The sequence below is a fragment of the Pseudoalteromonas sp. 5Ae-yellow genome (assembly GCF_014077565.1).
Classification (GTDB): Bacteria; Pseudomonadota; Gammaproteobacteria; order Enterobacterales; family Alteromonadaceae; genus Pseudoalteromonas.
This window is the reverse complement of the sequence record NZ_JACGWD010000019.1, coordinates 25288-51709: the sequence shown is the minus strand read 5'-3', so window position 1 is coordinate 51709 and position 26422 is coordinate 25288. Positions and strand designations below refer to the sequence as shown.

The 26422-nt window shown below is 39.4% G+C and carries 27 protein-coding genes; 10 read left to right on the top strand and 17 right to left on the bottom strand.

The genetic code is table 11. The features are described from left to right. Positions 1 to 26 precede the first annotated feature (26 nt). Entirely contained in the window at positions 27 to 440 is a 414-nt protein-coding gene (gene arfB / locus H4J63_RS07485; RefSeq protein WP_002959105.1) for an alternative ribosome rescue aminoacyl-tRNA hydrolase ArfB, read from the bottom strand. 193 nt (positions 441 to 633) lie between these two features. Here arfB and H4J63_RS07480 point away from each other — a divergent pair, with 193 nt between their 5' ends. Beyond that, positions 634 to 1206 (top strand): short-chain dehydrogenase, encoded by a 573-nt coding sequence (locus tag H4J63_RS07480; RefSeq protein WP_182195756.1) that lies wholly within the window; start codon positions 634 to 636, stop codon positions 1204 to 1206. A 103-nt stretch (positions 1207 to 1309) separates the two neighbouring features. Here the strand turns inward: H4J63_RS07480 and katG are convergent, their stop codons facing one another. After that, positions 1310 to 3490 (bottom strand): catalase/peroxidase HPI, encoded by a 2181-nt coding sequence (gene katG / locus H4J63_RS07475; protein ID WP_182195754.1) that lies wholly within the window; start codon positions 3488 to 3490, stop codon positions 1310 to 1312. Positions 3491 to 4367: 877 nt separating this feature from the next. On the opposite strand from katG, the gene H4J63_RS07470 reads away from it, so the two are divergent. After that, positions 4368 to 5258: a TPR end-of-group domain-containing protein gene (locus H4J63_RS07470; protein WP_002959108.1), complete on the top strand. Its 891-nt coding sequence runs from the start codon at positions 4368 to 4370 to the stop codon at positions 5256 to 5258. Between the two features lie 887 nt (positions 5259 to 6145). Here the strand turns inward: H4J63_RS07470 and deoD are convergent. Together deoD and H4J63_RS07460 are read right to left on the bottom strand one after the other, a co-directional pair. Continuing rightward, positions 6146 to 6850, bottom strand: coding sequence for a purine-nucleoside phosphorylase (deoD, locus tag H4J63_RS07465; RefSeq protein WP_024596283.1), 705 nt, complete (start codon positions 6848 to 6850; stop codon positions 6146 to 6148). Next, positions 6850 to 8082, bottom strand: coding sequence for a phosphopentomutase (locus H4J63_RS07460; RefSeq protein WP_182195752.1), 1233 nt, complete (start codon positions 8080 to 8082; stop codon positions 6850 to 6852). The genes deoD and H4J63_RS07460 overlap by 1 nt, the downstream gene beginning before the upstream one ends. A gap of 192 nt (positions 8083 to 8274) precedes the next feature. On the opposite strand from H4J63_RS07460, the gene udk reads away from it, so the two are divergent. From udk to H4J63_RS07445, 3 genes are all read left to right on the top strand, one after another. Continuing rightward, positions 8275 to 8907 carry a uridine kinase gene (gene udk / locus H4J63_RS07455; protein ID WP_024596281.1) on the top strand — a complete coding sequence of 211 codons (633 nt, stop codon included), beginning with the start codon at positions 8275 to 8277 and terminating at the stop codon, positions 8905 to 8907. A 17-nt stretch (positions 8908 to 8924) separates the two neighbouring features. Continuing rightward, the gene (locus H4J63_RS07450) at positions 8925 to 10151 is read left to right on the top strand and encodes a NupC/NupG family nucleoside CNT transporter (RefSeq protein ID WP_149592762.1); all 1227 of its coding nucleotides are present in this window, start codon (positions 8925 to 8927) and stop codon (positions 10149 to 10151) included. 333 nt (positions 10152 to 10484) lie between these two features. Continuing rightward, positions 10485 to 11156, top strand: coding sequence for an ABC transporter substrate-binding protein (locus H4J63_RS07445; RefSeq protein ID WP_050582216.1), 672 nt, complete (start codon positions 10485 to 10487; stop codon positions 11154 to 11156). Between the two features lie 2 nt (positions 11157 to 11158). Here H4J63_RS07445 and H4J63_RS07440 read toward each other — a convergent pair whose 3' ends face one another. From H4J63_RS07440 to H4J63_RS07385, 12 genes are all read right to left on the bottom strand, one after another. Next, positions 11159 to 11872: an ABC transporter substrate-binding protein gene (locus H4J63_RS07440; protein ID WP_241764502.1), complete on the bottom strand. Its 714-nt coding sequence runs from the start codon at positions 11870 to 11872 to the stop codon at positions 11159 to 11161. Positions 11873 to 12024: 152 nt separating this feature from the next. Continuing rightward, positions 12025 to 12234, bottom strand: coding sequence for a cold-shock protein (locus H4J63_RS07435; RefSeq protein ID WP_002959120.1), 210 nt, complete (start codon positions 12232 to 12234; stop codon positions 12025 to 12027). Between the two features lie 240 nt (positions 12235 to 12474). Then, positions 12475 to 13191 carry a hypothetical protein gene (locus H4J63_RS07430; RefSeq protein WP_002959122.1) on the bottom strand — a complete coding sequence of 239 codons (717 nt, stop codon included), beginning with the start codon at positions 13189 to 13191 and terminating at the stop codon, positions 12475 to 12477. Beyond that, complete coding sequence (locus H4J63_RS07425) at positions 13188 to 13928, bottom strand: hypothetical protein (protein WP_024595838.1); 741 nt, start codon at positions 13926 to 13928, stop codon at positions 13188 to 13190. The genes H4J63_RS07430 and H4J63_RS07425 overlap by 4 nt, the downstream gene beginning before the upstream one ends. Then, a complete protein-coding gene (locus tag H4J63_RS07420; protein ID WP_024605197.1) occupies positions 13915 to 14268 on the bottom strand; it encodes a cupredoxin domain-containing protein in 354 nt (117 codons plus the stop codon). Before H4J63_RS07420 ends, H4J63_RS07425 begins: the two co-directional genes overlap by 14 nt. Continuing rightward, on the bottom strand, positions 14261 to 15574 hold the full coding sequence (locus H4J63_RS07415) for an ATP-binding protein (RefSeq protein ID WP_182195751.1): 1314 nt from the start codon (positions 15572 to 15574) through the stop codon (positions 14261 to 14263). Before H4J63_RS07415 ends, H4J63_RS07420 begins: the two co-directional genes overlap by 8 nt. A 26-nt stretch (positions 15575 to 15600) precedes the next feature. Continuing rightward, entirely contained in the window at positions 15601 to 16260 is a 660-nt protein-coding gene (locus H4J63_RS07410; protein ID WP_182195749.1) for a response regulator transcription factor, read from the bottom strand. A 7-nt stretch (positions 16261 to 16267) separates the two neighbouring features. Then, positions 16268 to 16915, bottom strand: a complete 648-nt coding sequence (locus tag H4J63_RS07405) for a hypothetical protein (RefSeq protein WP_182195747.1) — start codon at positions 16913 to 16915, stop codon at positions 16268 to 16270. 21 nt (positions 16916 to 16936) lie between these two features. Continuing rightward, positions 16937 to 17707, bottom strand: a complete 771-nt coding sequence (locus H4J63_RS07400) for an SDR family oxidoreductase (RefSeq protein WP_182195745.1) — start codon at positions 17705 to 17707, stop codon at positions 16937 to 16939. Then, positions 17704 to 18393 (bottom strand): TenA family transcriptional regulator, encoded by a 690-nt coding sequence (locus tag H4J63_RS07395; protein ID WP_182195743.1) that lies wholly within the window; start codon positions 18391 to 18393, stop codon positions 17704 to 17706. Before H4J63_RS07395 ends, H4J63_RS07400 begins: the two co-directional genes overlap by 4 nt. After that, positions 18386 to 19855, bottom strand: coding sequence for an AMP-binding protein (locus H4J63_RS07390; RefSeq protein ID WP_182195741.1), 1470 nt, complete (start codon positions 19853 to 19855; stop codon positions 18386 to 18388). The genes H4J63_RS07395 and H4J63_RS07390 overlap by 8 nt, the downstream gene beginning before the upstream one ends. Beyond that, positions 19852 to 20505: a thermostable hemolysin gene (locus H4J63_RS07385; protein ID WP_182195738.1), complete on the bottom strand. Its 654-nt coding sequence runs from the start codon at positions 20503 to 20505 to the stop codon at positions 19852 to 19854. Before H4J63_RS07385 ends, H4J63_RS07390 begins: the two co-directional genes overlap by 4 nt. A 265-nt stretch (positions 20506 to 20770) precedes the next feature. Between H4J63_RS07385 and H4J63_RS07380 the strand changes: the two genes are divergently transcribed. From H4J63_RS07380 to H4J63_RS07360, 5 genes are all read left to right on the top strand, one after another. Continuing rightward, complete coding sequence (locus H4J63_RS07380) at positions 20771 to 21394, top strand: fused MFS/spermidine synthase (protein WP_182195735.1); 624 nt, start codon at positions 20771 to 20773, stop codon at positions 21392 to 21394. Continuing rightward, the gene (locus H4J63_RS07375) at positions 21387 to 22271 is read left to right on the top strand and encodes a spermidine synthase (RefSeq protein ID WP_182195732.1); all 885 of its coding nucleotides are present in this window, start codon (positions 21387 to 21389) and stop codon (positions 22269 to 22271) included. The genes H4J63_RS07380 and H4J63_RS07375 overlap by 8 nt, the downstream gene beginning before the upstream one ends. 133 nt (positions 22272 to 22404) lie before the next feature. Continuing rightward, complete coding sequence (locus H4J63_RS07370; RefSeq protein ID WP_002959150.1) at positions 22405 to 22872, top strand: MarR family transcriptional regulator; 468 nt, start codon at positions 22405 to 22407, stop codon at positions 22870 to 22872. 8 nt (positions 22873 to 22880) lie between these two features. Next, complete coding sequence (locus tag H4J63_RS07365) at positions 22881 to 23945, top strand: HlyD family secretion protein (protein ID WP_182195729.1); 1065 nt, start codon at positions 22881 to 22883, stop codon at positions 23943 to 23945. Between the two features lie 10 nt (positions 23946 to 23955). After that, on the top strand, positions 23956 to 25005 hold the full coding sequence (locus H4J63_RS07360; RefSeq protein ID WP_024605206.1) for a DUF2955 domain-containing protein: 1050 nt from the start codon (positions 23956 to 23958) through the stop codon (positions 25003 to 25005). Between the two features lie 113 nt (positions 25006 to 25118). Here H4J63_RS07360 and H4J63_RS07355 read toward each other — a convergent pair whose 3' ends face one another. Further along, positions 25119 to 26276, bottom strand: a complete 1158-nt coding sequence (locus H4J63_RS07355; protein WP_024605207.1) for a benzoate/H(+) symporter BenE family transporter — start codon at positions 26274 to 26276, stop codon at positions 25119 to 25121. Positions 26277 to 26422: the final 146 nt, after the last annotated feature.

Here is a 26422-nt window from a genome sequence, read left to right as displayed (position 1 = left end):
CTCTACTTTATTAATACCATTTAAAGCTAAAACTTTATGCTGCCGCGTAGCGCTTTGTTTTGCCCATGTTTGGTTTTTTTGTCCATGCGCTTTCGCTGTGAATTACGGCTGGGCTTGGTGGCTCGACGCGCCTTATTAACTACCGTAGCACTAAGAATTAAATCCTTTAAACGCTTAAGGGCATCTTCTCGATTTAGCTCTTGAGTACGGTGGCTTTGCGCTTTAATGATTAAGACGCCGTCTTTGGTAATTCTTGTATCATTTAAGGCAAGTAAGCGTTCTTTGTAGAAGTCAGGTAATTTAGAGCGGTTAATATCAAAGCGTAAATGAATTGCACTTGCCACTTTGTTAACATTTTGACCACCGGCACCTTGCGAACGAATAGCCGTGAGCTCTAGTTCCCATTCATCGATAGTGACAGTATTTGAAATTGTTAACATTGTGTTCAGCTCTATTTGTCAAAAATGCATTATATCATTTGTAACTATATTTGTGCTGAATCAGCTTAAGTTATAGGACTTTAAAGTATTTATACTACTTTATAGCCTAAATCCCCCTAATACTTTAGTTTTGTATTGGCAAGCGCTTACATTTAGTTTTAAATAGCGTTAATTAAACAACAGGAAATGCCCAATGAAAAAAATACTTTTATCACTTAGCTTATTAGCAATGAGTTTTTCAAGCCTTGCAGAAGACATTAGCGAAGGCCAATTACAAAGCTACATGAAAGCATTACCTGCTGTAACTAGCTGGGCAAGCAGCCAAGAGTCGTTAAAAGACTTAGATTTAGCAAGTATGTTAGGTGGTTCTGCAGAGCAAAGCGTTGGCGAACAAAGCTCTTTAGCTAATAGTGCACTAAGCATGATTAAAGAGCAAGACCTGTACAAAAGCTTCGCGGGTGTTACAAACCGTTATGGTTTTACGCCAGAGCAGCTAGTAACGGTAGGTTCTGAAGTATCAATGGCTTATATCGAAAATCTTAAATCGGGCCTTTCTGCTGATAACCAAGAAACGGCAACTAAAGTAATGGGTGGCCTGCAAAGCCTTAAAAGTGCTAAAGATAGTGGCGCTAGCTCGTTAATGGGTTCGTTTGGTAAATCTTCAAGCGCAGCTGCGGAGTCTACGGATTCTTTAGTAAGCGAAAACAACCTTGAACTTGTGGGCGAATATATGCCACAACTACAAAAGCTTTTTGCACTTTTATAAGTTTTATTGCTTTAAAAAAAGCGGGCTTATCTAGCCGTGAAATTAAAACGCATAAAAAACGGGGGAGTATTCAATACTCCCCCGTTTTTATTTAGCGTACAGATTATTTAAGATCGAACCTGTCTGCGTTCATTACTTTTACCCATGCATTTACAAAGTCATGTACAAAACGTTCTTTATTATCGTCTTGTGCATAAAATTCACTTAGGGCACGTAAAATAGAGTTTGAACCAAACACTAAATCTACGCGTGTGGCAGTCCATTTAATGGTGCCTGTTTTGCGTTCAACAATATTATATATACCTGGCTCTAGTGGCTTCCAGTTGTTAGCCATGTCGGTTAGGTTTACAAAAAAGTCGGTAGATAGCGTGCCTACATTATCGGTAAGTACACCATGTTTAGTGCCTGCGTAGTTTGTACCTAGTACACGCATGCCGCCCACAAGTGCAGTCATTTCTGGTGCTGTTAAGCCCATTAACTGGCTACGCTCTAGTAATAACTCTTCGGCTGATACTGCGTAATCTTTTTTCAGCCAGTTTCTAAATCCATCGTGAATTGGTTCTAGTACATCAAACGATTCTGCATCAGTCATTTCGTCTGTTGCGTCTCCTCGTCCTGGTGCAAATGGTACTGTTACATTAACACCGGCTTGTTTTGCCGCTTGCTCTACAGCCGCGGTGCCACCTAAGACGATTAAATCAGCCATGCTTACTGGTTTAGATAAACCCGCTTGTACTTTTTCAAGGGCACTAAGCACACTTGCTAAGCGCTCTGGCTCATTACCTTGCCAATCTTTTTGTGGTGCTAGACGAATACGTGCGCCATTTGCGCCACCGCGTTTATCAGAACCACGATACGTACGCGCGCTATCCCACGCTGTATTTATTAAATCATTCGCGCTTACACCGCAATCAAGTAGCTGTGCTTTTAAGCTTGTGATTTCATCGTCTGATAATGTGTAATCAACTGCTGGAATAGGATCTTGCCAAATTAGGTCTTCGCTTGGCGCGTCTTTACCTAAGTAACATGCTTTAGGACCTAAATCGCGGTGAGTTAGCTTAAACCATGCACGTGCAAATACATCAGAGAAGTATTCAAAGTCGTTATAAAAACGCTCAATAATTTTACGGTACGCAGGGTCCACTTTCATGGCCATATCGGCATCGGTCATCATTGGGTTTAAACGAATTGATGAATCTTCTACGCCTACTGGTTTGTCTTCTTCTTTAATATTTACAGGCTCCCACTGATGAGCGCCAGCTGGGCTTTTAGTGAGTTCCCATTCGTAATTTAAAAGTAAATGGCAGTATCCGTTATCCCATGTTGTTGGGTGTGTGGTCCATGCGCCTTCAAGGCCCGAGGTTACAGTATGACGACCAAAGCCGCCTTCTTTGGTGCTGTTCCAACCTAAACCTTGCTCGTGTACATCAGCTGCTTCTGGCTCTGGGCCTAAGTGCTCTGCTTTACCATTACCATGAGTTTTACCTACTGTATGGCCGCCCACTGTTAGCGCTGCGGTTTCTTCGTCATCCATCGCCATGCGAGCAAATGTTTCACGTACATGAGCCGCTGTTTTAAGAGGATCTGGTATACCATTAACACCTTCAGGATTAACGTAAATTAGGCCCATTTGTACTGCGGCTAATGGGTTTTCCATTGTGTCTGGTTTTTCTACATTGTCGTAGCGCTCATCACTTGGTGCTAACCATTCTTTTTCTGCACCCCAGTAAATATCTTTTTCTGGATGCCAAATGTCTTCACGGCCGCCCGCAAAACCATAAATTTTAAGACCCATTGATTCGTATGCCATATTACCAGCAAGAATAAATAAATCGGCCCATGAGAGTTTGTTACCGTATTTTTTCTTAAGTGGCCATAAAAGTCTGCGTGCTTTATCTAAGCTTGCGTTATCTGGCCATGAATTTAAAGGCGAGAAACGTTGGTTACCCGTACTTGCGCCACCACGACCATCAGATAAACGGTATGTACCCGCTGAGTGCCATGCCATACGAATCATTAAACCACCGTAATGGCCCCAATCGGCAGGCCACCAATCTTGGCTGTCGGTCATAAAGGTTTTTAAGTCGGCTTTAACTTCGTCTAAATCTAGAGATTCAAATGCTTCTGCGTAGTTAAAATTAGTACCATATGGATTTGATTTAGTATCGTGTTGATGAAGAATGTCTAAGTTGAGTGTGTTTGGCCACCAATCGGTGTTTACTTTAGAAACAACTGAATTACTACCGTGCATAACAGGGCATTTACCCGCTGTTGGCTTGCTCATTGTGAAATCCTTAAAATAGAAAAGTAAAATACTTAATCAATCAGTATTATTGCTTATGTGTTTATAACTTTTTAAAAAGTAACGGTTATTTTTATTTAATAGGCTTACTTTTTACTCAGCGTGCCTACCCAAGTGCTTACGTATCCTTAATATAGGCGTATAAATTATGCTAAGCCAGCCTCAACATACTATTTAAAACGATTGCTCCAATTTATATTTTTGATTGCCCTTACGTTAATGATGTATTTAACAATAGGCTTAAAGTCGCGTTTAAAATAATAGTAAAAAAGTCAGATGGCGCTCATATAAAGCATTACGCAAAATAAAAATTTAAATATCGGTGAATTAACCTTAATCTTTTTACTAGACCTGTGATCGAATTGAAAAATTTCGGCGTAATGGTATGTGAAGGGTTTGAAAGTGGCTTTAGTTTACTAAAGCGCACATTGGAATACCCCCCTTCACCATGAAATTGTAGTTAGATAGTTATAATGATAAAGGTGCATTACTTAAGCCCAATGCACCTTTCTTTATTTTTAACTAATTGAATTAAGTTAAGTAATTGTTCAGATAAATTCAGTTAGTATGAAGTTGTTCTCCTGTGAACCCTTACGACATATTGTTGTTTTAAGCAGTTTTTGCCAGCTCTCCTTGAGCTGGCTTTTTTTTTGCCTATTTTTACTCAAATTACCTGAGCATGGGTAATATGCTCACGCTTTACCCTATTATTGCTAAGCTCACTAGGCTAAAAAAAATTTACAACTATTGCTCCTATCTAAATTAGGTCAATTTTAATCCACAAAGAACAACACGCCCTAGTGCCATTAAGCCCTGCATGCTAAAGTTATTACAGTAATTAATTTAATTAGGCGTACCAATGCGTTATTACCTATCTGTACTTTTTGTTTGTTTAACTTTGTTTTCGGGCATAGTGAACTCAGCTGAAAAGCAACCAGCTTCACCTACAGCACAACAAGAGCAACAAGCTCTTCAACAACTCAAAGAGCCTATGTATAAGCCGCTAATGGAGCGTTACATATTAGATGAGCTAAAAGCAGTTAGGCAAGATCAGCAAAAGCTTCGTGAAGATGTAACTAAGCAGGTTACTCATGCGCAACTTGATACTGCAGATCGCGCATTAACGTACACTACAGATACCATTAATAATGTGTTTTTTATAATTACCGCTACGGCGTCGATTTTAGTTTTAGTGGGTTGGAACTCGTTGCGCGATGTTAAAAATAAAGTAGAAGATATTGTAAATACGCGTGTGAGTGTAATTACAGACGAGTATGAAGACCGATTAAAAATTCTTGAAGAAAAACTACGCGTTCGCTCAGAAGAAATACTCAGCAACCAAGAACGCATATCGGTGACTAACGAAGTTCATTCGTTGTGGATGCGCGCAAACCTAGAAAGTGATTTTGCAAATAAAATTGAAATTTTTGATGAAATACTCAATCGCAAACCAGAAGATGTGGAAGCCATTGCTTATAAAGCCGATGCACTACTAGAAATTAATGAAACAGCACAAGCCATTGAGCTGTGTAACCAAGCAATTGATATAGACAGCGATTACGGTTATGCCTATTGGCAACGAGCCTGTGCTTATGCATTAACACATAAGCATGCTGATGCATTAGCCGATATTAAAATGGCACTTGAATACTCTCCAAACTTACGTAATGAATTATTACATGAGAGCGCTTTTGCAAGCCTGCATGACAACGACAGCTTTAATACGATAGTGGCTGGTGAAGTTGTTTAAGCACTCAGAATTTCGCCTGTATGATTAGGCGCAACACCATAAAAAAGGGCTTTGGCCCTTTTTTATGTTTTTAAAGGTAAAGTTTGTTGTGTAATTAGAAGCTTAACTGCGCTCTACAAACTCAGCTCTAGCGTAGAGCTAAGATCAAAAGTGATTACTTCACAAAGAGGTTTAGAGACGCTGCGCTTTTAGAGAAGAGCTTAGAAGTTAAAATAATAAAAACAATCAGAAACTGTGCTTCTAACATGAGCAACAAGTCATACTCTAAACTTGGTATAAACACAGCTATTCGCGCAGGTTACAAGCTTTTAAAGCAACGCTTGTACTTTTATAATGCCGAGTCAGCATTGGTTTTGCTCTTCTCATTTGCTCCTCCTTTTCTTCTCTGCGTGCATATTGTTTTTTAGGGCTGTTATACACAAATAGGTTTAGAGATGCTGCGCTTTTAGAGTAGTTAGCTTAAGTGCTTCTCGCGCGAGCAAGCTTAGTGCCTACCTGAGAAACTTACACTCAGCAGTTTAATTTACCTGTAGACGCGCTGCTTACAGGCGTTTAAAAACGAAGTTTTTAGGATGGTTGAATTAATACCAACCCGCAATAATACTTAATCATTTTTAGGGGCTAAACGTGTCGCTACCTGCGTAAAAAAATTCTCATTTAGAACAACTAAATAGCGAATTTTTTGCCTAGCTATCAACACGTTTTTCCATCCTCAAAATAGATCACTTAATTAAGCGAATTGGTATAAGTAATTAGAAGCTGCTACCCATTTTCTTCAGGCATAAAAAAAGCCGCATAAAATGCGGCTTTGGAGGTTAGTCTCACTTCACTTTGGGCGTGTCTCCAAAACTTAGTGAATACGTTACCAAGGAACTGTTATGTATTATTTAAGCTATTGACTCTAATGCAATTTTAACCATTTCGTTAAACGTGCTTTGACGCTCATCAGCAGGTGTTGCTTCACCGGTGATTACGTGGTCACTTACTGTAAATAATGCCATTGCATTTGCGCCGTATTCAGCTGCAACGCCATATAAACCGGCAGTTTCCATATCCACTGCTAGCATGCCTAACTTGTCTAAGTCTTTATAGAACGAGTCGTCTGCTTGGTAGAAAGTGTCGGTTGTAAATACGTTACCTACTTTTGCTTCTATTCCTAGCTCTTTAGCGGCGTTTACACCGTTTAAAAGTAAGTCAAAGTTAGCAATAGCAGCAAAATCGTAGCCACGAACACGTGCACGGTTTACGTTTGAATCTGTGCTTGCACCTTGTGCAAAAATTACGTCACGGATTTTGATATCTGTGCCAATACCGCCACACGTACCAATACGTATAATATTTTTAACGCCAAAGCTTACAATTAGCTCACGTGCATAAATAGACATTGATGGAATGCCCATGCCTGAACCCATGATGCTTACTGGCTTACCTTTGTAAGTACCAGTGAAACCGTACATGTTACGAACACCTGTAACTTGTACTGCATCATCTAAAAAGTTTTCAGCAATATATTGCGCACGTAGCGGATCGCCTGGCATTAATACTGTTTCGGCGAAATCACCAACGTTTGCACTGATATGCGGAGTACTCATTAATTGTTTTCCTTTTTATTTGGCGTTGTTAGCTCATTTAAAAAGCTGTCGCCGTAATCAAGCGCAGATAAGTTAAACCACTGTGCCAGTGTTTGACCGATATCTGCAAAGCTGTTGCGTTCACCTAGTGGTGTGTTACTCATACCTGGTTTATATGCAATAACCGGTACGTATTCGCGAGTGTGCTCAGAACCTGGAAAGGTTGGGTCACAACCGTGATCTGCAGTGATCATTAATATATCATCTGCGTTTAACTGTTTTAGTATAGTTGGTAAATAGTCATCAAATTCTTTTAATGCTTTTGCATAACCTACTGGGTTACGGCGATGACCAAATTTTTCATCAAAATCAACTAGGTTAGTAAAGATTAAGCTATGTTCTGGTGCGCTTTTCATTACTTCGCTGGTTTTTTCTAGCAAGTTCATAAGCCCAGGTGCTTTATGCTTTTGGGTTATGCCCTGGTGCGCGTAAATATCTGAAATTTTACCAATACTAATTACTTCGCCGCCGGCTTTTGCTAACACATCTAGCAATGTTGGTGCTGGCGGAAGCACTGAATAGTCGCGACGATTACCCGTTCGAGCAAAGTCTTGGCTATTTGAACCCAAAAATGGCCGCGCAATCACTCGTCCTATATTCATTTCATCAAGTAGCGCCCGTGCGATTTCGCAAACTTGATAAAGCTTCTCTAGGCCGAATGACTCTTCATGCGCGGCTATTTGAAACACGCTATCAGCTGAGGTGTAACAGATTGGTTTACCTGTTTTTACGTGCTCTTCACCTAGCTGTTCTAAAATGGTTGTTCCCGATGCATGGCAGTTGCCTAAAATGCCAGGAATACCAGTACGAGCTATAAACTCGTCTATAAATTCTTGTGGGAAACTTGGCTGTGTTTTTGGGAAATATCCCCAATCAAATAACACAGGTACTCCTGCCATTTCCCAATGACCTGATGGCGTGTCTTTTCCGCTAGATAATTCTTTAGCGTAACCCCATGCTCCTTGAGAAGCTTGGCGGTCTGAAATTAAACACGGTTCTCCACCGGCAGCTTCACATGCATCCACTAACCCAAGTTTTGATAGGTTAGGAAGCGATAATGCAGCGCCTGTTTCGTCGTAATATGCTTTTAGTAAGTGAGCGAATGTATTAGCCCCAAGATCGCCGAATTTATCTGCATCTGGTGCTGCACCGATTCCTAGGCTATCTGCCATTAAGATAATTGCTCTTGCCATTTTGACCTCACTTTGATTCTAGGTGGTTACTTTATCCGCTGATCGATTTTTCCGTACAGGACAAAAGTCCTGTTTCATAAAACCTAAACATTATAAATTTGCATTCTTAAGCGAAGCAAAAGAGATTAATCGTGTCTTTTTTGCTATTGTGATCTACCAACAATATATCCTTCTGTGTGGGTGAGAACTTTAGTGACACGAACTACTATTATAGCTATTGCAGGCGCGTCTGCGTCGGGCAAATCTCTTTTTAGCCAAACTATATACAATGAATTGGTTAATGAGCTTGAACCAGGCGCTATCGCCATTATTGAAGAAGATGCTTACTACAAGGATCAGTCGCATTTACCGATGGCGCATCGTACGCAAACGAATTACGACCATCCTGATGCATTTGAACATGCGTTAATGCTTGAGCATTTAACACAGCTTCGTAGTGGAAATTCAGTTGAAGTACCAACGTATGATTATGCACAGCATACACGTAGCGAGAAAACTCGCCGAGTGCCTGCTGCTAAAATACTCATTGTTGAAGGTATTTTATTATTGAGTGACAAAGCGCTTAATAAAGAATTTGATATTAAGGTGTTTATAGATACGCCTTTAGATATTTGCTTAATGCGTCGTATGCAACGTGATATGGAGCAACGAGGCAGAACATTACAATCTGTTGTTGAGCAGTACCAAGCAACTGTTAGACCGATGTTTTATCAATTTATTGAGCCTTCTAAGCATAACGCAGATTTAGTTGTGACTCGAGGCGGTATGAACCGCGTTGCGATTGATATAATAAAAAGTAAGATAAAATATTTACTACAAGAATAACAACGGGAAACATTTGTATGACAACATTTATGAGCTTAGTGGGCATGTGTGTGCTACTAAGCATTGCCTTTGCGGCATCAACTAATCGCAAGGCAATTAATTTAAGAACCGTTGGTATAGCATTTGCTATGCAAGTAGTTATTGGCGGTTTTGTCCTGTTTTTTGAAGCAGGAAAAAATGTGTTAACGAGCATGTCAGCAGCCGTATCGTCGGTTATTGGTTATGCAAACGACGGTATTGGGTTTTTGTTTGGCCCACTTGCCTCACAAGACACATTAGGTTTTATTTTTGCGATTCAAGTTTTGCCCGTTATCGTGTTTTTCTCAGCACTTGTTGCTGTGTTGTATCACCTTGGCATTATGGATTGGATAATTAGGATTTTAGGCGGCGGTTTACAAAAATTATTGAAAACCTCTCGCACAGAATCGCTTTCAGCGACGGCAAATATTTTTGTTGGCCAAACTGAAGCACCGCTAATAGTTAAGCCATTTATAGCAACGATGACCAAATCGGAATTGTTTGCTGTGATGGTAGGTGGCTTAGCCACTGTGGCAGGCTCTGTAATGGCCGGTTACGTTATTATTGGCGTAGATCTTAAGTATTTAATAGCAGCGAGCTTTATGGCTGCTCCTGGTGGTTTTTTAATGGCAAAAATGATTGTGCCAGAAACTGAAACGCCTAAAGATAACTTAGCAGATCTAGATTTAAATGATGATGATAAACCAGTTAATGTAATTGATGCAGCTGCATCAGGTGCAGCAAATGGTATGCATTTAGCACTTAACGTTGGTGCAATGTTACTTGCTTTTGTAGCGCTAATTGCACTACTAAACGGTTTATTAGGTGGTATTGGCGGGTGGTTTGATTACCCAACATTAACGCTTCAAGAAATATTAGGCTATTTATTTGCTCCTGTTGCATGGTTACTCGGTGTACCGTGGGATGAAGCAATTATAGCCGGCAGCTTTATTGGTCAAAAGATAGTAGTAAACGAGTTTGTTGCTTACTTAGACTTTATAAATTATCGCGATACGTTAAGCGCGCACACACAAGCAATTGTTACTTTTGCTCTATGTGGCTTTGCTAACTTATCATCGATAGCCATTTTACTAGGTGGGTTAGGCGGTATGGCGCCTAGTCGGCGGAAGGATATCGCACGCTTAGGGCTCAGAGCAGTGTTAGCAGGATCTATGGCTAACCTTATGAGCGCAGCAATTGCTGGGTTTTTCCTCTCGCTAGCTTAGAAACTTATTGAGATGAACACCGGTGTTGCAAAACAAGAGGATAGCGCTTTAAGGGGTTAAAGCTCTATCTGACTTGAACGATACTTCACCAAGGGCCGCAAGGCCCTTTTATCGTTTTAGGCCTTCCACATTTATACACTCCCCCACCTTCAAGCTATTTAACCTTATTTATGGTTATATATAACTCAAATAAACCAATATCTTAGTAACAAATTCACATAAATATTTTTTGTGTTTTTCGTATTTTCAGCCACACTTACTATTACTTAAGCTAACCGACTAACGATCCGCTATTGTGAAATATATTCTTATTCTCTTTTTTTAATTTGTTCTGTGTATGTTCAAGCAAAGGAACCCATCCTTGTTGTTACAGAGTTAGCACCGCCAAACCAGGTGTTGATTGATGGTGAGGTAGCAGGTGAAGGTACTCAATTTATTAGAGATATATTTGCTGAGGCTGATCTAACACCTAACATTCAAATGTACCCTTGGGCACGTGCTTATAAAATTGCAGATGAGCTTAAAAATACCTTTATATACAGCCTTGCACGCACTGTAGAGCGAGAAGACAAATTTTATTGGATAGGACCTGTCGAACGTTTTGAACTAGGCTTTATTGGCCTATCAGAGCGAGATGATCTTATTATAAACACTACTGAACAAGCTAAAGTGTACAAAATTGCTATGCAGCGCAATGATTTTTCAACACAAACCCTCGCAAAACTGGGGTTTGAAGTTGTTTTAACCTCTGATATTCAAAAGTCATACTCTTTACTACTCGCTAAAAAAGTAGATTTAATTGTAGACGATCCTTTATATATGCAGCAGATGAGTGATTATCTAAAGCTCAAACCAGCACACTTAAAGTTTATTTATAAAATAGATGAGCTAACAATTGATGCTTATTTAGCTGCGAATAAAAAAACAGATATGCATTTAATAGAATCACTGCAAGCTGCATTTTTAAAAATAAAGCAAAAGAAAGGGCTGCCTTACAGGTACTAACATTAGCGCTTATAACGTTTTTTATAAGCCGAAAAGTTATCCTTCTTTTTAAGCTTTTCAAACTCCCTATTAAAACGCTCTACAATGTAATTGGGTACTGATTTATTAAACGCGATGTAGTTACCTGCTATCTCAGGTAATGGTAATTCCTGCAGCCTAACGACATCGTCTTCACTATACCCAAAAGGCGAAAGTTGATAACCAATGGTGTATTCAGAGCCTAAAATCAAATCTATTTTACTATTTAAAAACAAGTGCATATATTGCTTTTCATCACCTATGGACAAAAGGTTTTTACCTGCTTCAAACCCTACTTTTTTAATTATGGATTCGTAAATATCCCCTCTTACGATAGCAAGTGAAAACTGCTTTGCTTCATTTAAGCTATTCATTTTTAACTGAGTATTTTTTTTAAGTTTATAAAAAAATGTTTCACTGGATGCCAAAGGCCCTACCCAATTAAAAATAGGCGTTCTTTGAGATGTTTTAGCGATAGAGATAATACCTGAATGCTTTTCTTTTTGGACTAGGCTGTAAGCACGTTTCCAAGGAAGTATTTTAAATTCACAGGTAATGTCTGACGCAATGCATACATCTTTTACAATATCGAGATTTATGCCAACAAGTTGACGCGCTTTGTTTTCAAAATTGTATGGCGAAAAGTGCTCAGTGTAGACCGTGAGCTTGAAATCTTCAGCCTGTGCGTAATGACTGATAAATATAAAAACAAGTATAAGGAAGGATTTAATGATAACGATACCTACTGATGAACTTACATTAATAATAAGTGCAGCTTAGGTTGAGTCAAATTTCAGACACAAAAAAAGCGCCTTAAGCGCTTTTTTTTCATTTTACTTAAAAAGTAAAATTATACAGCTGTGATGTTATCAGCTTGTGGACCTTTTTGACCTTGTGAAAGAGTAAACTCTACACGTTGGCCTTCAGCTAAAGTTTTGAAACCTTCGCTTTTGATTGCTGAGAAATGTGCGAAAACGTCTGGGCCATTTTCTTGCTCGATGAAACCAAAACCTTTAGACTCGTTGAACCACTTAACTGTACCTGATACGATGTTAGACATTGTAATATCCTGATATAAAATAAAAAATATGCTCATAAGAGCGGGTGTAGCAAAAAATGAGATGGTACTTTAAAAACTTCAGGACGGTACTACAAGTATTACTTATACAACATCGAAATGGAGATTTATAGCTTACATGCTTTCTTTCTAGCTGCAGCCCACTATATAGATTTTTTAAAATATGTCAAGTACCTATCTATAATCAGAGTGATAAACAACCAAAACCGCTTTCCTTGGTTATTAAAATTCAAATTCTAATGCGAGCCTAAAACTATGATTTTTTTCTGATTGGCTTATCTCAGTGATAAAACCCGCTTCCCATTTTAACTGCTTTTGTCCATCAAAACGCTGCAAACCTATAAACCCAGGCCCTATGCCAACAAAGTCTTCACCTACGTACACCTCAATAGATGGCTGAAAAGCAGAACGATAGCGATAGCGATATTGCGCTCTAAACTCGCTTTCCCATTCATTTTGTATATCCTGCCCCCACTCGTAAACCAAAAAAGCATTCATAGTTAAGCTTGTTTTGCCAAACTCTTTTTCGATCACAAAACCCGAAGTTGCCTCATACACATCTTCGTTATGTTTTTTTTCAAGCTCAAATAATGCCCCCCAATCAGCCCATAATTTACCTTGCTCAATTAATTGCCAGCGTAGTTCAAGCTCATAAGCTTCTAAACCAAAGTCGCCGTTGTCATCTCGCTCACCAACTAAATAGCCTTCGAGTGCCATTGTATCGTTAATAGCACCGCCACCACCCAAACGCTGCGCTAGTATGTTGCCACTATCTGTTTGGTGCGACACTAACCGCCATTCAAACTCTCGCTCAAAAGGTAAAACATAGGGGTGATATACCTTATCAACAACAATTCCATCGGCCTTTGCTGGGGTTGAAAGTACCAACAAACAAAAAACGGTAAAGCTAAGCGCTAAATATAGGTTGAGTGCTTTCATACACGTTCCTTAGAAATTGAAGCCGAAATAACATAACAAAGTGATAAAAATATCACGCTACTTGTACTATATATAAGTACACTCATTAGATCCGGGGTAGCCTCGTAACCAACCAGGGCGCGCAGTACGCGCCCGAGTTCAGAGTTTTCGCTTAAAACATCGCGTAAATCCCACACGGTTGCGGTGTTGGTAATTAAGTCTATTTGGCTTGCCAAATCCAGTGCAACTAATAACTTAGCCGCGCTGTTAAAAGCAAGCAAAGTAAAAAGCGGATACATACCAAAGCGGTGCTTAATTGCATTCATTAAAAAGTACAGCAATACGCTAAAACTTAAACAAATTCCAACACCTAATAAAGTGCCAATAAATAAGCTTTGCCCTGCATCATTACTTTGCCAAAAACTGGTGAGGTAAATAATATAGTGGCTTAAATACAATGTTATTGTGCTTATAACAGCAATATAAAAAGCCGCTGATTTTTGTTTTATTGCAAATACTAATACGGCTATAAATATAGTAATACATAGCCCTATTTGTGAGTACTCTAGCCCTTGGTGTTCAAACCACTGGCTCACCCACGACGCACTTTGCATGTACAAAAACGACATGAGCGCGCCAATTAATAAAGCAGATCCTATTTTTAAAGCGCTTTGTTTTTTAACTACTTGTAGTAGCACTAATAAAATAGCCACAGGTAGCAATTGATTAAGGCTCATGACTAAACTAGTTATTAGCATGCTTCGCCTCCTCATCACCAACTATTACAACGCCCCTTGCTGTATTGGGCGAAAACTCACCAAAAAATTCGTAATACCCTTTACTAAGCGGCCCTATATAAATAATGCTTTTACGGTTTGGGTAGAGTACTTTTTCTCTGTTTAGATCAAAGCTATCAAACTCTTCTGGTGTGCTGTCTTGGTTTTCTATCAATAGTTTTACTTTTTTATTCGCGGGAATGGTAATTTGCGAGGGATAAAACAAATGATCTTTTAAAATAATAAGGTACTCTTTACTCGCCGCGTTAAACGACAAAAATAGCAAACAACAAAGGCACCGATTAAATAAACGTTTAGTCACTTTTTACTCCTGTAAAAGTAACCTTAACGGTTAGCCCACCTAAAGGGCTATTCGCTAAATGAATACTTGCGCCATAAATAGCAATTATATGTTGTACAATCGCCATACCTAAACCAGCACCTTGCTCGCCTGATGGATGCTGATCGCCACCCACGCGATAAAAGCGATTGAATATTCGCTCTTTTTGCTCTTCAGTCATGCCCGCACCAGAATCATCAATTTGCCAACTAAAGCTGTTATTATTTGATGCTAGTTTAATTATTATTTGACCATTATTGGGTGTGTATTTTATGGCATTGCTAAGTAAATTAGCGATGAGTGTGGTTAATGTAAACTCATCACCATTAATTACAAAATCATCACCTTCGAGGCTAATAGTTTGGTTTTTTTCATCTATTTTTTCGTATTGCTCCGATACGACTTGCTGAGTAATCGCTAGCAATGACTGTTCACTAAACTGCTTTTGCCATTGCTCAGGCTGAGTGCGCCCTAAAATTAGCATTTGTTCAACAATATTACTTAAGCGATTAATGCCTTGTGACATGGCTTGTAATTCTTGATGGTTTTGCGAGTTACTTTGTTTATTAGCCAAATTATGTACATTAATTTTTAAGCTACTGAGCGGGGTACGTAATTCGTGAGCTGCATCTGAGGCAAAAAAACGCTCTCGTAAGTAAGCGGTTTCTACTCGTTTAAATAAATCGTTTAAACGATTAATAACAGGTTTAATTTCTTCATCGGTTACCTGCCAGTTAATTGGCGTAAAGTCGTTAGCTTGGCGAGACGCCAACTGCTTAGATAATCGAGTAAGAGGGGCTAATGCGTATTTAACAAAAAAGCTAATAAAAATAGCAAGCAGAGGGACTGCCCATAGCATAGGTAACATTGCAGATAAAATAACGGCTTCAGCTAATTCAAAACGCTTTGCCATAGGTTCAGCAACGATGATTTTACGGGTGTTTTTACTCATCACAAATACCCGCATACGCTGCCCTGCTACATTGGCCGTTTGAAAGCCCTCGCTAAAACTAATTTGGTTATTCGTTAAACTCGATGAGCCACTAAGTAAATTATTATTTTGCCAAATTTGATACAACAACTGAGCGCTATTATTACTTACTTGTACTGCATCTGTGCTTAGTGCCAATGGTTGCTCAATTAAAACGCCAGCTACTATTTTAAGTTCATCATCAAGCAAACTTTCGCCGTGGTGCATACTTTTTTGATAGCCTTTTACTAATGCTAAAAAGCAAGTTAGCACCATCATTGAAAGTAAAATTAAGGTCAGACGTTTACGAATAGACATTTTCAACCTCGAAAAACAAATACACTCTAACGCTTACCAACCACGTAGCCAATGCCACGTAAGGTTTTAATAAAATCACTAGGGAATTTTTTACGAAGATGATGAATATGCACCTCTATGGCATTAGAGCCAACTTCTTCACCCCATTGGTAAAGTTTGTTTTCGAGTTGTTGTTTTGATTGTACCCTTCCCTGATTTTCCATCAGCGCTTTTAAAAGCATGTATTCTCTTCGCGGTAGCGTAAGTGACTGCCCACTTAGTTTAACTGTATGAGCAGAGGTATCCATTACTACATCACCACAGCGCAATAAGCTTGACTGAGTTTGGTTAATGCGCCGGCTTGCTACACGTAATCGAGCAAATAACTCAGCAGGGTCAAACGGCTTTGCAAGATAATCGTCTGCTCCCATATCTAGCCCTTGGACTTTGTCATCAATACTGCCGCGAGCAGTTAAAATAACCACTGGTATAACTTTTTTTTGTGCTTTAATATGCTTTAAAACTTGCGAGCCATCGCCATCAGGCAATCCTAAATCGAGAATAACAAGTTCAATCTCACCACTAGAAAGGCACTCCAAGGCATATTTTACAGTGCCACTGTGCTCTACGCTGTAGCCCTCTTGGCGCAAAGAGCGGATAAGCCCTTGCGCCACTAAATGATCATCTTCAACGAGTAATAAATGCATTATGTGTTTATCTTTTTAATTTTTTATCTACTTTTTCCAATAGCTGACTTATTGCTTGTTGACGATATTTATCTGCTTTCGCACGAGTATCACGAATTCCCGCCGCTTGTGCTACAAGTAGTCGTGCTCTCGCTTCTTTATAATCGCCTTCGTCATACAAGTATTCACCGTATAAGTAATTAGTATCAATGCCTTCGAGATTAAAAGCTAGCGCTTGTTTAAATAATTTTTCAGCTTTGTCGTCATCACCAAAACCAATTGGCCAGCCAGGTACTTTGCTATAAAGTGTTGCTAGGCTAGCGTAAGCTGAGCCATTGAGTGCAGTGCCATCAATCGAGAGTGCATTTTCGAGTGACGCTTTTGCTTCTTTTGCTAAACCAAGTGCGCCCAAGCCCCCTTTTGCGCCAGCAAAGCTGGCTAACACAATGCCATTCCAAATATGTGTCTGCGCCGAACCTGGATAGTTTTTAACAAATAGTGCACTTTGCTCACTTAGTTGAGTAAACGCGTCTATTTGTGCATCGTCTTCAAGTTCGTAATTAGCAATTGCCCACTTTTGTTGAATATCGGTTAAGTCTTGCGCTTCATCTGCGTGTACTGCAGTCGCAAATACAGAGGTTAGTATTAAATAAAATGCGAGTGTAAATTTATACATAATTTTGCCTTTGTGTGTTTGTTAACTTAAAAAACGTTTAATTTTAGGAAGTTGCTTTGCAATAGCGTTATCAACAACGCTTGGGAATACGCCATTTATGCGTGCAAATAATTTTTCAGGAAAACCAATAAAGCGCCTTGTTTGGTTTGAACTTATAAGAGCTAATAACTCTTGAGCAACTAATTCTGGCGAGTCCATTTTATTACCGAGTTCTTTATTCATTGCCCGCGCTTTACTGCTATTAATAGATGTATCTGTCGCTCTTGGTGCTAAATAGGTCACTTTAACGCCTGAGCCGTTAAGCTCACGCGAGAGCGCTTCTGTAAAGCCACGTAAACCAAATTTACTGGCGCAATAAAGCGTTTGAAACGGGTAGCCAATACTGCCAAACGATGATCCCACGTTAACAATGGTGCCTTTGGTATACGCTAACTGCCCTAAAAATAGCTGGCATAATTTAATAGGCACCGACAAATTAGTAGTAAGCATATTATCTATTTGCTCATTACTTGTGTGCTCAAGGCTTTGCATTGTATTTATACCGGCATTGTTAATAAGTAACTTAACGCCACCGAGTTGCTTGGCTTTTATTGCTAAGTTAATGCGTGTTGTATCGTCGGTTAAATCGCCTGTAAATATTTCACTGTCTGGGCATTCACGGCTCAGTTTTTCAAGGTCTTGCGTATTACGTCCTACAAGCAGTAACTTCCACCCTTTTGCATATAGGGCTTTAGCAATCGCTTGCCCTATTCCGCCTGTTGCACCAGTGAGCACACACAAAGAACTACTCATGCCAATTTGCCTTGTGCACGTGCTTTAAAAAACGGTTCGTCATCGAGCCCACGAAATATATCGCCGTATAAACGATAAAAGCACTTTGCACCATGGAGTATGGCTTGTTGATCCGCCTCATTTGTTATTTGGTTCATTAGGTTTTCAAAAAACTTTACATGCTCTATGTCAAGTGCGCCGTGAGAGGTTAAATAACTAAATGCTTTTTTAGGTAAGCCCACAGCACTTGCAATGTTTGAAGCCGCGCCATCAGCAAGCGCTATAGAAGTGCCTTCAAGCACATGCACCATGCCAAAAAAGCTCAACGGATTTTTACGTGCAATGGAGTCGTACGCATACGACACCATCATTTCGGTTGCAAATTGCGGCTGACTACTCCGTACTGTTTCTTTGTCAAAACCACAGGCTGCAATGTCATTAAGTACCCACTCTTGATGACCAATCTCTTCTTCAATATATTCTGCTACGGCTTCGCGCAGCCATTCTTGATTGTCGGTTAATCGTGCACCAACCGACATCATTAATGGCACGGTGTGCTTAACATGGTGATACGCTTGTGCTAAAAACGAGGCGTATTCTTCAAGTGATGCTTCGCCTTTAAAAACACGCTGAATAATAGGCGCTGCAAGCAGATAGTTTTGCTCTTGTTTAGTTTGCTCTTTAAGGGTGTTAAAAAAATCACTCATTAATTACTTCTCCAAGTCGGTAAAATTGCTCAAACACAGCATGGTACTGCTTACTTATGGCATCTCGTTTTGGGCGATTATTTGTTGTTAATAATCCTTGTTGCACACTTAATGGGGCGGCTAAACGATGCCACTTTTGAATTCGAGCATAGTCGGGTAGTTGTTTATTAATTTCGCTAATGTACTGCGCTAACACTGGGTTACTTAGCTTTGTATCGGCGTAAATAATGGCACTGAGAAAAGGTCGCCCCTCACCAAACACAACCGCTTGTAAAATACCGCTTTGACTGAGTAATAGTGATTCAGGCCACTCGGCACTGATATTGCGCCCCATGCTGGTAATAATTAGATTTTTTAATCGGCCTTTAATAAATAAGGTATTTTGATGCTGTTCGACCAAGTCGCCAGTTGCATACCACTGGTTTTTGTCGTGAGGTTGATGATTTAAGTAGCCTAAAAACAAATCGCCTTTTATAAAAAGCTGGCCATTTTCAATTTTGGTTTGAATATGAGGTAACACAGAACCTGCACTTTGGAGGTTATCGTTTGTGGGCGAATTTAAACTAACTACAGATGCCGCCTCAGAAAGCCCATAACCTTGGTACACCGGTAAGTTTAAGCCACGCGCTTTAACTATTAGCATTTCGCTGACACGCGCACCACCTACTGCAATAAACTGTACCGAACTAGGCAGTTGCCACCCTTGTTCAGCAAAAGCAACTAAGCATGCTAATAGTTCAGGCACTAAAATAAGCGTATTTGGCTTAACTTTATCAATAGCAGCTATAAGCTGTGCGGGCTGTTTTAATGCAGTGCCAACAAAGCCTAATTCATTTAACGGCATTAAATGCACTGTACCGCCACTTTTTAAAGGGGCATACACACCGGCTATATTTTCAAGCAATACAGCAAGCGGTAGTAAACATAGATGAATAGGATTACTAATATTAATTTTATCGCAAAGCGATTGCGCAACCTGCATTTGGCTATTTGCAGATAAGCACACACCTTTAGGTTGCCCAGTTGAACCAGACGTAAACGTTACTTTTTGAGTTTCTGGAAAATAACTGACGGGTTTAGCTACAACGATTTCGTAAATATATAATGTGTAAAACTCAAATAAAGTAATTGATGCCGTCGGCTCCCCGAGTAAAGGGTTTAGTGTGTCGCTCATAAATAAATTAGCGCCGCATTGCGCTAGTACATATTGAGTTTGTTGTTCACTAAAAAAGTGAGCAATTGGCACAGCCACTTTATTAGAAACCGCAGTAGCGGCATCAATAACAAGCCAAGCTGGCGTATTATCGAGCTTATAAGCGACACATTTGCCGTTAAAGCTTTGTAGAATTTTTACTACTTTTTGTATTTGCTGGTTAAACTCATCACTGTTAATTTCAAGTGTTTGCTCTTTATTATGCGCAATAATTAATGGCGATACTGAATGTGTATTATAGTAATTCATACATTCACCAATGCATTTACCAAAGAATTGATATTTGAGTGGTTTTGCTGCATCAAACTATAAAGCATTGGGGTATTTAGTACTTGTTGGTGAGCTTGCTCTAGGCTCACAATGCATACTGTTGGTTGGTTGGCGTAATAGCTGCCCCACTTTAATGGGTTCTCAACTACAAAACTGCTAGCAAGTGCAATTTCAGTACACGTAACACCAAGTAAGCGCAATAAAGCACGCACTTTACTGGTTGCACAAAACACTAAATGTTTTGCGCCCACACTTTGCAGAGCTTCGTTAACAATAATAAAATGTGCAAGTGTTGCTCTTCGATTTGTAGAGCAAAGATTACCAAGTTCAAAAATTTTATTACGAGAAATACTCTCATCTAAAAAATCTTCAACGGGTGATGCTAAATATTGCTCAATAAACAATGGCGAAGTTGCTTGCCTTAGCCCTAAGGTGCATTTTCCTTGCTCGGTAACGTATTGGCAAAGTAGTGGCATAAACGAAGTAAGCTTAGCGTTATACGCAACTAAAAAACCTTCTTTTACTGTATTTTCGAGATTTTTTCGATGCACATCATCAATACGAGCACTAATAAACTGACTGTTATTTTGTGTTAAACCTAATGATGTAGAAGTGTGGGCTAATTGCATAAGCTCGCTCATTTAAACCTGTTTATATTTCAGGGTTTAAATTTAACGAGTGAAACTTAAAGAAAACTTAAGAAAAAATTAATTTAAATAAAAAAGCGTCTTAAGTGTTAAATCGCGAGGGCGTGTTAAATAGATCAACACGCCCTAACTAACAAATCGTTATAACAAAACTTCTTTTTAATTAAACTTAGGTCAACAGGCTCTAGCAGCTTTGTATGCATCACGTTAGTATAGTGTTCTACTTAAGTTACATAATGATAATTACATGAGCATAAAAACAAACGCGTTAATTTACTTTTTAGCCTTTTGCAGCGGCTTTTGCATAATGGGCATTGAGCTTTTAGGTGGGAGAATTCTTGCCCCCTTTTTTGGCAGTAGCGTGCATATTTGGGGCAGTATAATTACTGTGTTTATGCTTAGTTTATCTTTTGGTTATTTACTTGGCGGTAAACTCAGCACTAAAAATGCATCTCTTACCAAGTATGGTTTAATATTTTTAATTGCCAGCATTATGGTCGTCCCTATTACATTATTTTCGCAGCCTATAATGGAATTTATATTTACCCATATTGAAGATAGCCGCTACGGCTCACTCTTAGCGTCAACTGCTTTATTTTTTATACCTACCGTTATTTTAGGAATGATCTCGCCTTACTCTGTCCGCTTACTGGTAACAGATAGCGATAAAAGCGGTCAAGTGGCAGGTCGTTTATACTTTGTAAGTACGCTTGGCAGCGCTCTGGGTACTATAATTACCTCGTTTTACTTTGTACTCGCATTTGACGTAAATACTATTATTAGCGCCTTTGCTTTAACGCTTGGGTCACTGGGTATAGTCGCGATTGTAATTAACACCTTGGCTAGTAATAAGGAGCTTGCTCATGCTTAAATATTTACTACTACCGTTAATTGCATTTTCGGGTTTTGCGTGCAGTAAAGTTATCCACGAAGAGCGCTCGCTTTATCGCAATATTATTGTTGAAGAAACGAGCGACTTACGTTGCCTTAAATTTAATACTAAAAGTAGCCAAACAAGCCAAAGCTGTATGTATAAAAACAATCCCGACAAACTTGTTTTTAATTACACTAAACTGACTTTTGCGAGCCTTTTAGTAGCCGACAATCCTAAAAATGTACTTATTATAGGGCTAGGTGGCGGTACGCTTTCTAACGTTATTCATGAGCTATACCCCACTGCAAAAATTCATAATGTTGAAATAGATCCCGCAGTAACTAAAGTTGCACGCGATTACTTTAACTTTATAGAAAACGATTTAGTGACATCAAGCGTGCAAGATGGCCGTATTTTTATAAAACGTGCCGCTATTAAAAAACAAAAGTACGATTGGATTATTTTGGATGCATTTAACGGCGACTATATTCCGGAGCATTTGCTTACTAAAGAGTTTTTTGAAGAAGTTCAAAGCGTATTAGCCGAAGGCGGCGTTATAGCTGCAAATACGTTTTCAAGTAGTAAACTTTATCAGCATGAGTCGGCAACTTACCACGCTGTATTTGGCGACTTTATAAATGTAAGTCGCGAAAATCGTAGTAACCGTATTATTTTAGCGGGACTTAAATCAATGCCGAGCGAAGCGCAAATTAACACGCGTGTAAATGCTCTTGCCCCTAAATTAGTAAAATACGGTATAGACATAAAAGCGATTAGCCAATTTATGCAATTTACTAAAAACGACCAAGATTGGCCCGCAGATACAAAAGTACTTACCGATCAATACTCCCCTGCTAATTTACTTAACTTTTAAACTCCTGCTAAACCTCACCATTTTTACAAGTGAGGTTTAGCAAATATTTTGCCACTTCCCGCACTTACACATATTTACTTAGCAAGCTAAGTAATGATAAAATAGTTAGCTTGCTAACTATGTTGGGATGGCTATGCCTACACACAAACCTTTTCACGAAACACTCGATTTAACTGTTATCGGTAATATGGGCCGAGTTCATCGCTTATGCCGCGAAGCGGTAACCATTGCGGTTGAGCCTTTAGGACTTACTCAATCGCGCTGGACTGCACTAATGCATATTAGTATGCGTGGTGAGGGACTAACACAACTTGAACTTGCTAATAGCTTAGGGATAGAAATGCCCTCACTGACTCGTACACTTAAGCAATTAGAGGAGCAATCGTTAATTGTTCGCCGTGTAGACAAACATGATAAGCGCAGTAAAAGACTCTATTTTACTGAGCAAAGTGATGCCATTTTACATTCATTGCAAGAGACTATTTCCGATATAAAAAATCAGTTATACAGCGGTTTATCTGTTGAGCAACTAGATGCGATTGCATTTGGTTTGATCAAAATGGAGCAAAACGCCCTTAAATGTATTCAAGTTAATAAGTAAGGCTAAAAATGACACCGGATCAAAAGTTTGCACGCTATGTAAGGTTTTCTCTCATAGGATTTATCTTAGTATTTATTTACTATTTAGTGGCCGATATGGTTTTGCCTGTGACACCACAAGCACGTGTTTATCACCCTGTTGTGCAAATATCACCGCAAATTAGTGGCCGAGTCACTAGTGTGCAAGTTAGTAATAACCAATCAGTTAAAGCAGGCGATATATTATTTAGTATCGATGAAGGCCCATATAATTTAGCTAAAGAACAAGCTCAACTCGCCCTTGATGATGCCAAATTACAAAATAAACGCCTTGATACCAATGTTAAAGCGCTTGAGGCACAAATAAGTGCTGCAAACGCTAAACAGCATGAGCAAAAACTATTAAAAAGCAGAGGCGAAAAGCTTTATAAGCAAAAGTCTATATCGGAGCAAGAACTTGAAAGCATTCGTGCTAATTTTGAAGCGAGTAAAGCAAATGTTGCAGCCCTTGAAGCGCAGTTAGCTGAAGCGGTTTTAGCTAGAGGTGACTCAGGTAACAAAAACTTAGCCATGCGCCACGCTGCAAACCAGTTAGCGCAAGCTGAGCTAAATTTATCCTACACAAAAGTGCGCGCATTAAGTGACGGCGTAGTTGCTAACTTACAATTATTAAACGGCGCATACGCAGTTGCAGGCAGCCCGTTATTAGCTATTGTCGCTAAAAAGGCAGATTTAGTTGCCGACTTTAGAGAAAAGTCACTCTCAAATATGAAGAAAGGCACACAAGCGCGCGTAGTATTTGATAGCCGTCCAGGTGAAGTTTACGACGCAATACTTGAAACATTTGAAGCAGGCGTTAGCAGTGGTCAACTTAGTGCTAATGGTTTACTAAGTACAACAGAAACCAGTAATCGCTGGGTTCGTGATGCACAGCGTCAACGCATTCACTTAAAGCTGATAAATCATCAAGACTTAATAGCAAACATGCCTAGTGGCTCACGTGCAACAGTACAATTATTACCAGAATCAACAATTGGGCAATGGTTTGGCTCTGCACAAATCAGGTTTATTAGCTGGTTACACTACATTTATTAATGGAGGCTTTATGACTCAAATTGTTAGCCAAGGCCCACAATTAGACTCCAATGGCCTTCGCCAAGCACTGCGCATTGCAGGTGGGTGTACCCTTGGCTTTACCATTAGTAAATTAATGAACTGGCCCAATGGTATATTTTTTACCGTTTATCCTATGTTGATATTGGGCATGGTACCTACGTTAAGTCGTGGGCTTATAAATCAATTTATAGCATCTGCTGCATTTAGCGCACTTATAGTGCTGATAATGCAGGGATTGTTTTCTCACTTGCCAGTCGTTATGACATTGTTAGTGTTTGGTGTTTTCTGCTTTTTATTTCATAAAATGAGTAGCGGTAGTGCCTTTTTATTTGGCGCTTTAGGCGTGATCAGTCTTTCTATTCAGCTACATTTTTCCAGCTATGTTGATCAAGGAAGCAGTATTTATCCATTAATCTTAACTAATGGTTTGGCTATATTTTTAACCGTTATTATTGGAGCATTAATGCATGGCCTATTTCCTGATGTAACCGCAAGGCCCGGGCGAGTAATGCCAGCTAAAGCAAAAGAAAGTATTCGCCATGAGGTATTGTTATGCTCAACCGTGGCTACGCTCTCTTTTGTTGTTTTTCAGGTTCTTGATTTACAAGACTCAATATCTGCGCAGGCAGCTTCTGTGCTTATTTTATTTTCGTTGTGCTGGAAAGCCGCAGGTATGGCCGGTTGGCAGCGAGCAATTGGAACGCTTATAGGCTGTAATGCAGCGTTACTATCGCAACTATTTTTGTATAGTCACTCTGATTTTTTACTTTTTCCGATGGCTATTTTATGGATACTTTCATTTGTTTTTGCGCGCTTTCATATTTTAGGCGGAGGCATACCTGGCATTGGTTTTGGTGTGTTGACTACATTTGGTATTTTGTTTGGAAATTCACTCGGGCCAGGCCAAGATCTTGTTTATAGTGCAATGTACCGGTTTAGTTCGGTATCTGTGGCTATAATCTCAAGCTTATGTGTTGTGTATGTTATCCATCATATACTTAATCGGTTTAGCGTAACTCGCCATCATACTTATGATTAGGTAAACCCTGTTTGTAAAACTAAAGGCTGCAATTGCAGCCTTTTTAATAAGCGTGGTTAAACTATTTTAATCATCTATATGAGCAGTATTTTCGCTTTAGATATTCACAGTTTTTAGTCTTTCCTGGTGATAATAAGCGTTAGCACACCCGCTATAATCCCCCAAAAAGCCGACCCCACTGAAAGTAATGTTAAGTTAGATGCAGTTACTAAAAAAGTGACTATTGCGGCCTCAGTATATTCAGTACGACTAAGGGCTTGCTGCAAACTATTAGCAATGGTGCCAAATAGCGCAATGCCCGCCAAAGCTAAAATAAGAGCCTGCGGTAAACTTGCCACCAAGCCAACTAATGTAGCTGCGCACAGCGCCATTAAAATATAAAATACGCCAGCCGCTATACTCGCCCAATAACGTTTATCATGATTTTTATCCGCCTCATCACTCATACAAATAGCTGCGGTAATAGCGGCTAAATTAATAGAGTAGGCTCCAAAAGGAGCGCTAAGCATATTTACAAAGCCAGTAACATTAAGAGATGCAGATATAGGCGCTTTATATTTATGTGCTTTTAAAACCGCAATACCCGGTAAATTTTGCGAAGTCATGGTAACTATATAAAGTGGTAAACCTATACTAATACATGCTTGCAAGTGGAAAGCGGGTTCAATATAAGCAAATTCGCTCATTTTCCAGTGCAGTGCGCTGGTATCAATATGACCCATTTGCCAAGCGAGTAATACACCTATAATAAGCACGCTTAACATAGCAAAGCGGGCAAAAAAGCGTTTACCAATAAAGTACATAACAACCATTAAGCCAATTACTAAAGGCATGTCGTTCATAAAATTAAACACATCGATACCAAAGGTAACAAGCACGCCGGCCAACATGGCGCATGCAAGCTCACTTGGAATACGGTTCATTATTTTTTCAAACCAGCCCGTAACCCCCGACAAAAACACGAGCAATGCACTGAGCATAAACGCGCCAATAGCCTCATTTAAGTTATACCCTTGGGCACTTGAAATAAGTAATGCAGCTCCCGTGGTAGACCACGCAATTAAAACAGGTACTTTGTAATAGTACGATAAACCAATTGACGTTGTGCCCATCACTAAACCGAGCATTAAAATCCAACTAGCTACTAAATCGGGCGTACCACCAAGGGTTATCACTACCTGATAAATTAATGCAATAGAACTCGAAAAACCAATAATTACAGCCACAAGTCCTGCTGTAATTCGGTTAAGCAACTGATCAGACACCTTCATAAATTCCTCGTAATGCATTTATGCAGCACACAACATACGTGCCCAATAATTACATTGCAATTAGCGATTAGTTTACAAAAGGTGAAATAAATTCACTTTTTATTTTTCATTGTAATTAACGTCAAAAAGTCACCTTTAACCATTGT

Bases quoted from the DNA above. Each gene is read 5' to 3' on its own strand.
- H4J63_RS07405 (WP_182195747.1), bottom strand. From the start codon at position 16,915: ATGTATAAATTTACACTCGCATTTTATTTAATACTAACCTCTGTATTT.
- deoD (WP_024596283.1), bottom strand. From the start codon at position 6,850: ATGAGTACTCCGCATATCAGTGCAAACGTTGGTGATTTCGCCGAAACA.
- H4J63_RS07425 (WP_024595838.1), bottom strand. From the start codon at position 13,928: ATGCTAATAACTAGTTTAGTCATGAGCCTTAATCAATTGCTACCTGTG.
- H4J63_RS07370 (WP_002959150.1), top strand. From the start codon at position 22,405: ATGCCTACACACAAACCTTTTCACGAAACACTCGATTTAACTGTTATC.
- H4J63_RS07435 (WP_002959120.1), bottom strand. From the start codon at position 12,234: ATGTCTAACATCGTATCAGGTACAGTTAAGTGGTTCAACGAGTCTAAA.
- H4J63_RS07365 (WP_182195729.1), top strand. From the start codon at position 22,881: ATGACACCGGATCAAAAGTTTGCACGCTATGTAAGGTTTTCTCTCATA.
- H4J63_RS07380 (WP_182195735.1), top strand. From the start codon at position 20,771: ATGAGCATAAAAACAAACGCGTTAATTTACTTTTTAGCCTTTTGCAGC.
- H4J63_RS07460 (WP_182195752.1), bottom strand. From the start codon at position 8,082: ATGGCAAGAGCAATTATCTTAATGGCAGATAGCCTAGGAATCGGTGCA.
- H4J63_RS07355 (WP_024605207.1), bottom strand. From the start codon at position 26,276: ATGAAGGTGTCTGATCAGTTGCTTAACCGAATTACAGCAGGACTTGTG.
- arfB (WP_002959105.1), bottom strand. From the start codon at position 440: ATGTTAACAATTTCAAATACTGTCACTATCGATGAATGGGAACTAGAG.
- H4J63_RS07480 (WP_182195756.1), top strand. From the start codon at position 634: ATGAAAAAAATACTTTTATCACTTAGCTTATTAGCAATGAGTTTTTCA.
- H4J63_RS07410 (WP_182195749.1), bottom strand. From the start codon at position 16,260: ATGCATTTATTACTCGTTGAAGATGATCATTTAGTGGCGCAAGGGCTT.
- H4J63_RS07450 (WP_149592762.1), top strand. From the start codon at position 8,925: ATGACAACATTTATGAGCTTAGTGGGCATGTGTGTGCTACTAAGCATT.
- H4J63_RS07470 (WP_002959108.1), top strand. From the start codon at position 4,368: ATGCGTTATTACCTATCTGTACTTTTTGTTTGTTTAACTTTGTTTTCG.
- H4J63_RS07430 (WP_002959122.1), bottom strand. From the start codon at position 13,191: ATGAAAGCACTCAACCTATATTTAGCGCTTAGCTTTACCGTTTTTTGT.
- H4J63_RS07385 (WP_182195738.1), bottom strand. From the start codon at position 20,505: ATGCAATTAGCCCACACTTCTACATCATTAGGTTTAACACAAAATAAC.
- H4J63_RS07390 (WP_182195741.1), bottom strand. From the start codon at position 19,855: ATGAATTACTATAATACACATTCAGTATCGCCATTAATTATTGCGCAT.
- H4J63_RS07400 (WP_182195745.1), bottom strand. From the start codon at position 17,707: ATGAGTAGTTCTTTGTGTGTGCTCACTGGTGCAACAGGCGGAATAGGG.
- H4J63_RS07360 (WP_024605206.1), top strand. From the start codon at position 23,956: ATGACTCAAATTGTTAGCCAAGGCCCACAATTAGACTCCAATGGCCTT.
- H4J63_RS07415 (WP_182195751.1), bottom strand. From the start codon at position 15,574: ATGTCTATTCGTAAACGTCTGACCTTAATTTTACTTTCAATGATGGTG.
- H4J63_RS07375 (WP_182195732.1), top strand. From the start codon at position 21,387: ATGCTTAAATATTTACTACTACCGTTAATTGCATTTTCGGGTTTTGCG.
- katG (WP_182195754.1), bottom strand. From the start codon at position 3,490: ATGAGCAAGCCAACAGCGGGTAAATGCCCTGTTATGCACGGTAGTAAT.
- H4J63_RS07395 (WP_182195743.1), bottom strand. From the start codon at position 18,393: ATGAGTGATTTTTTTAACACCCTTAAAGAGCAAACTAAACAAGAGCAA.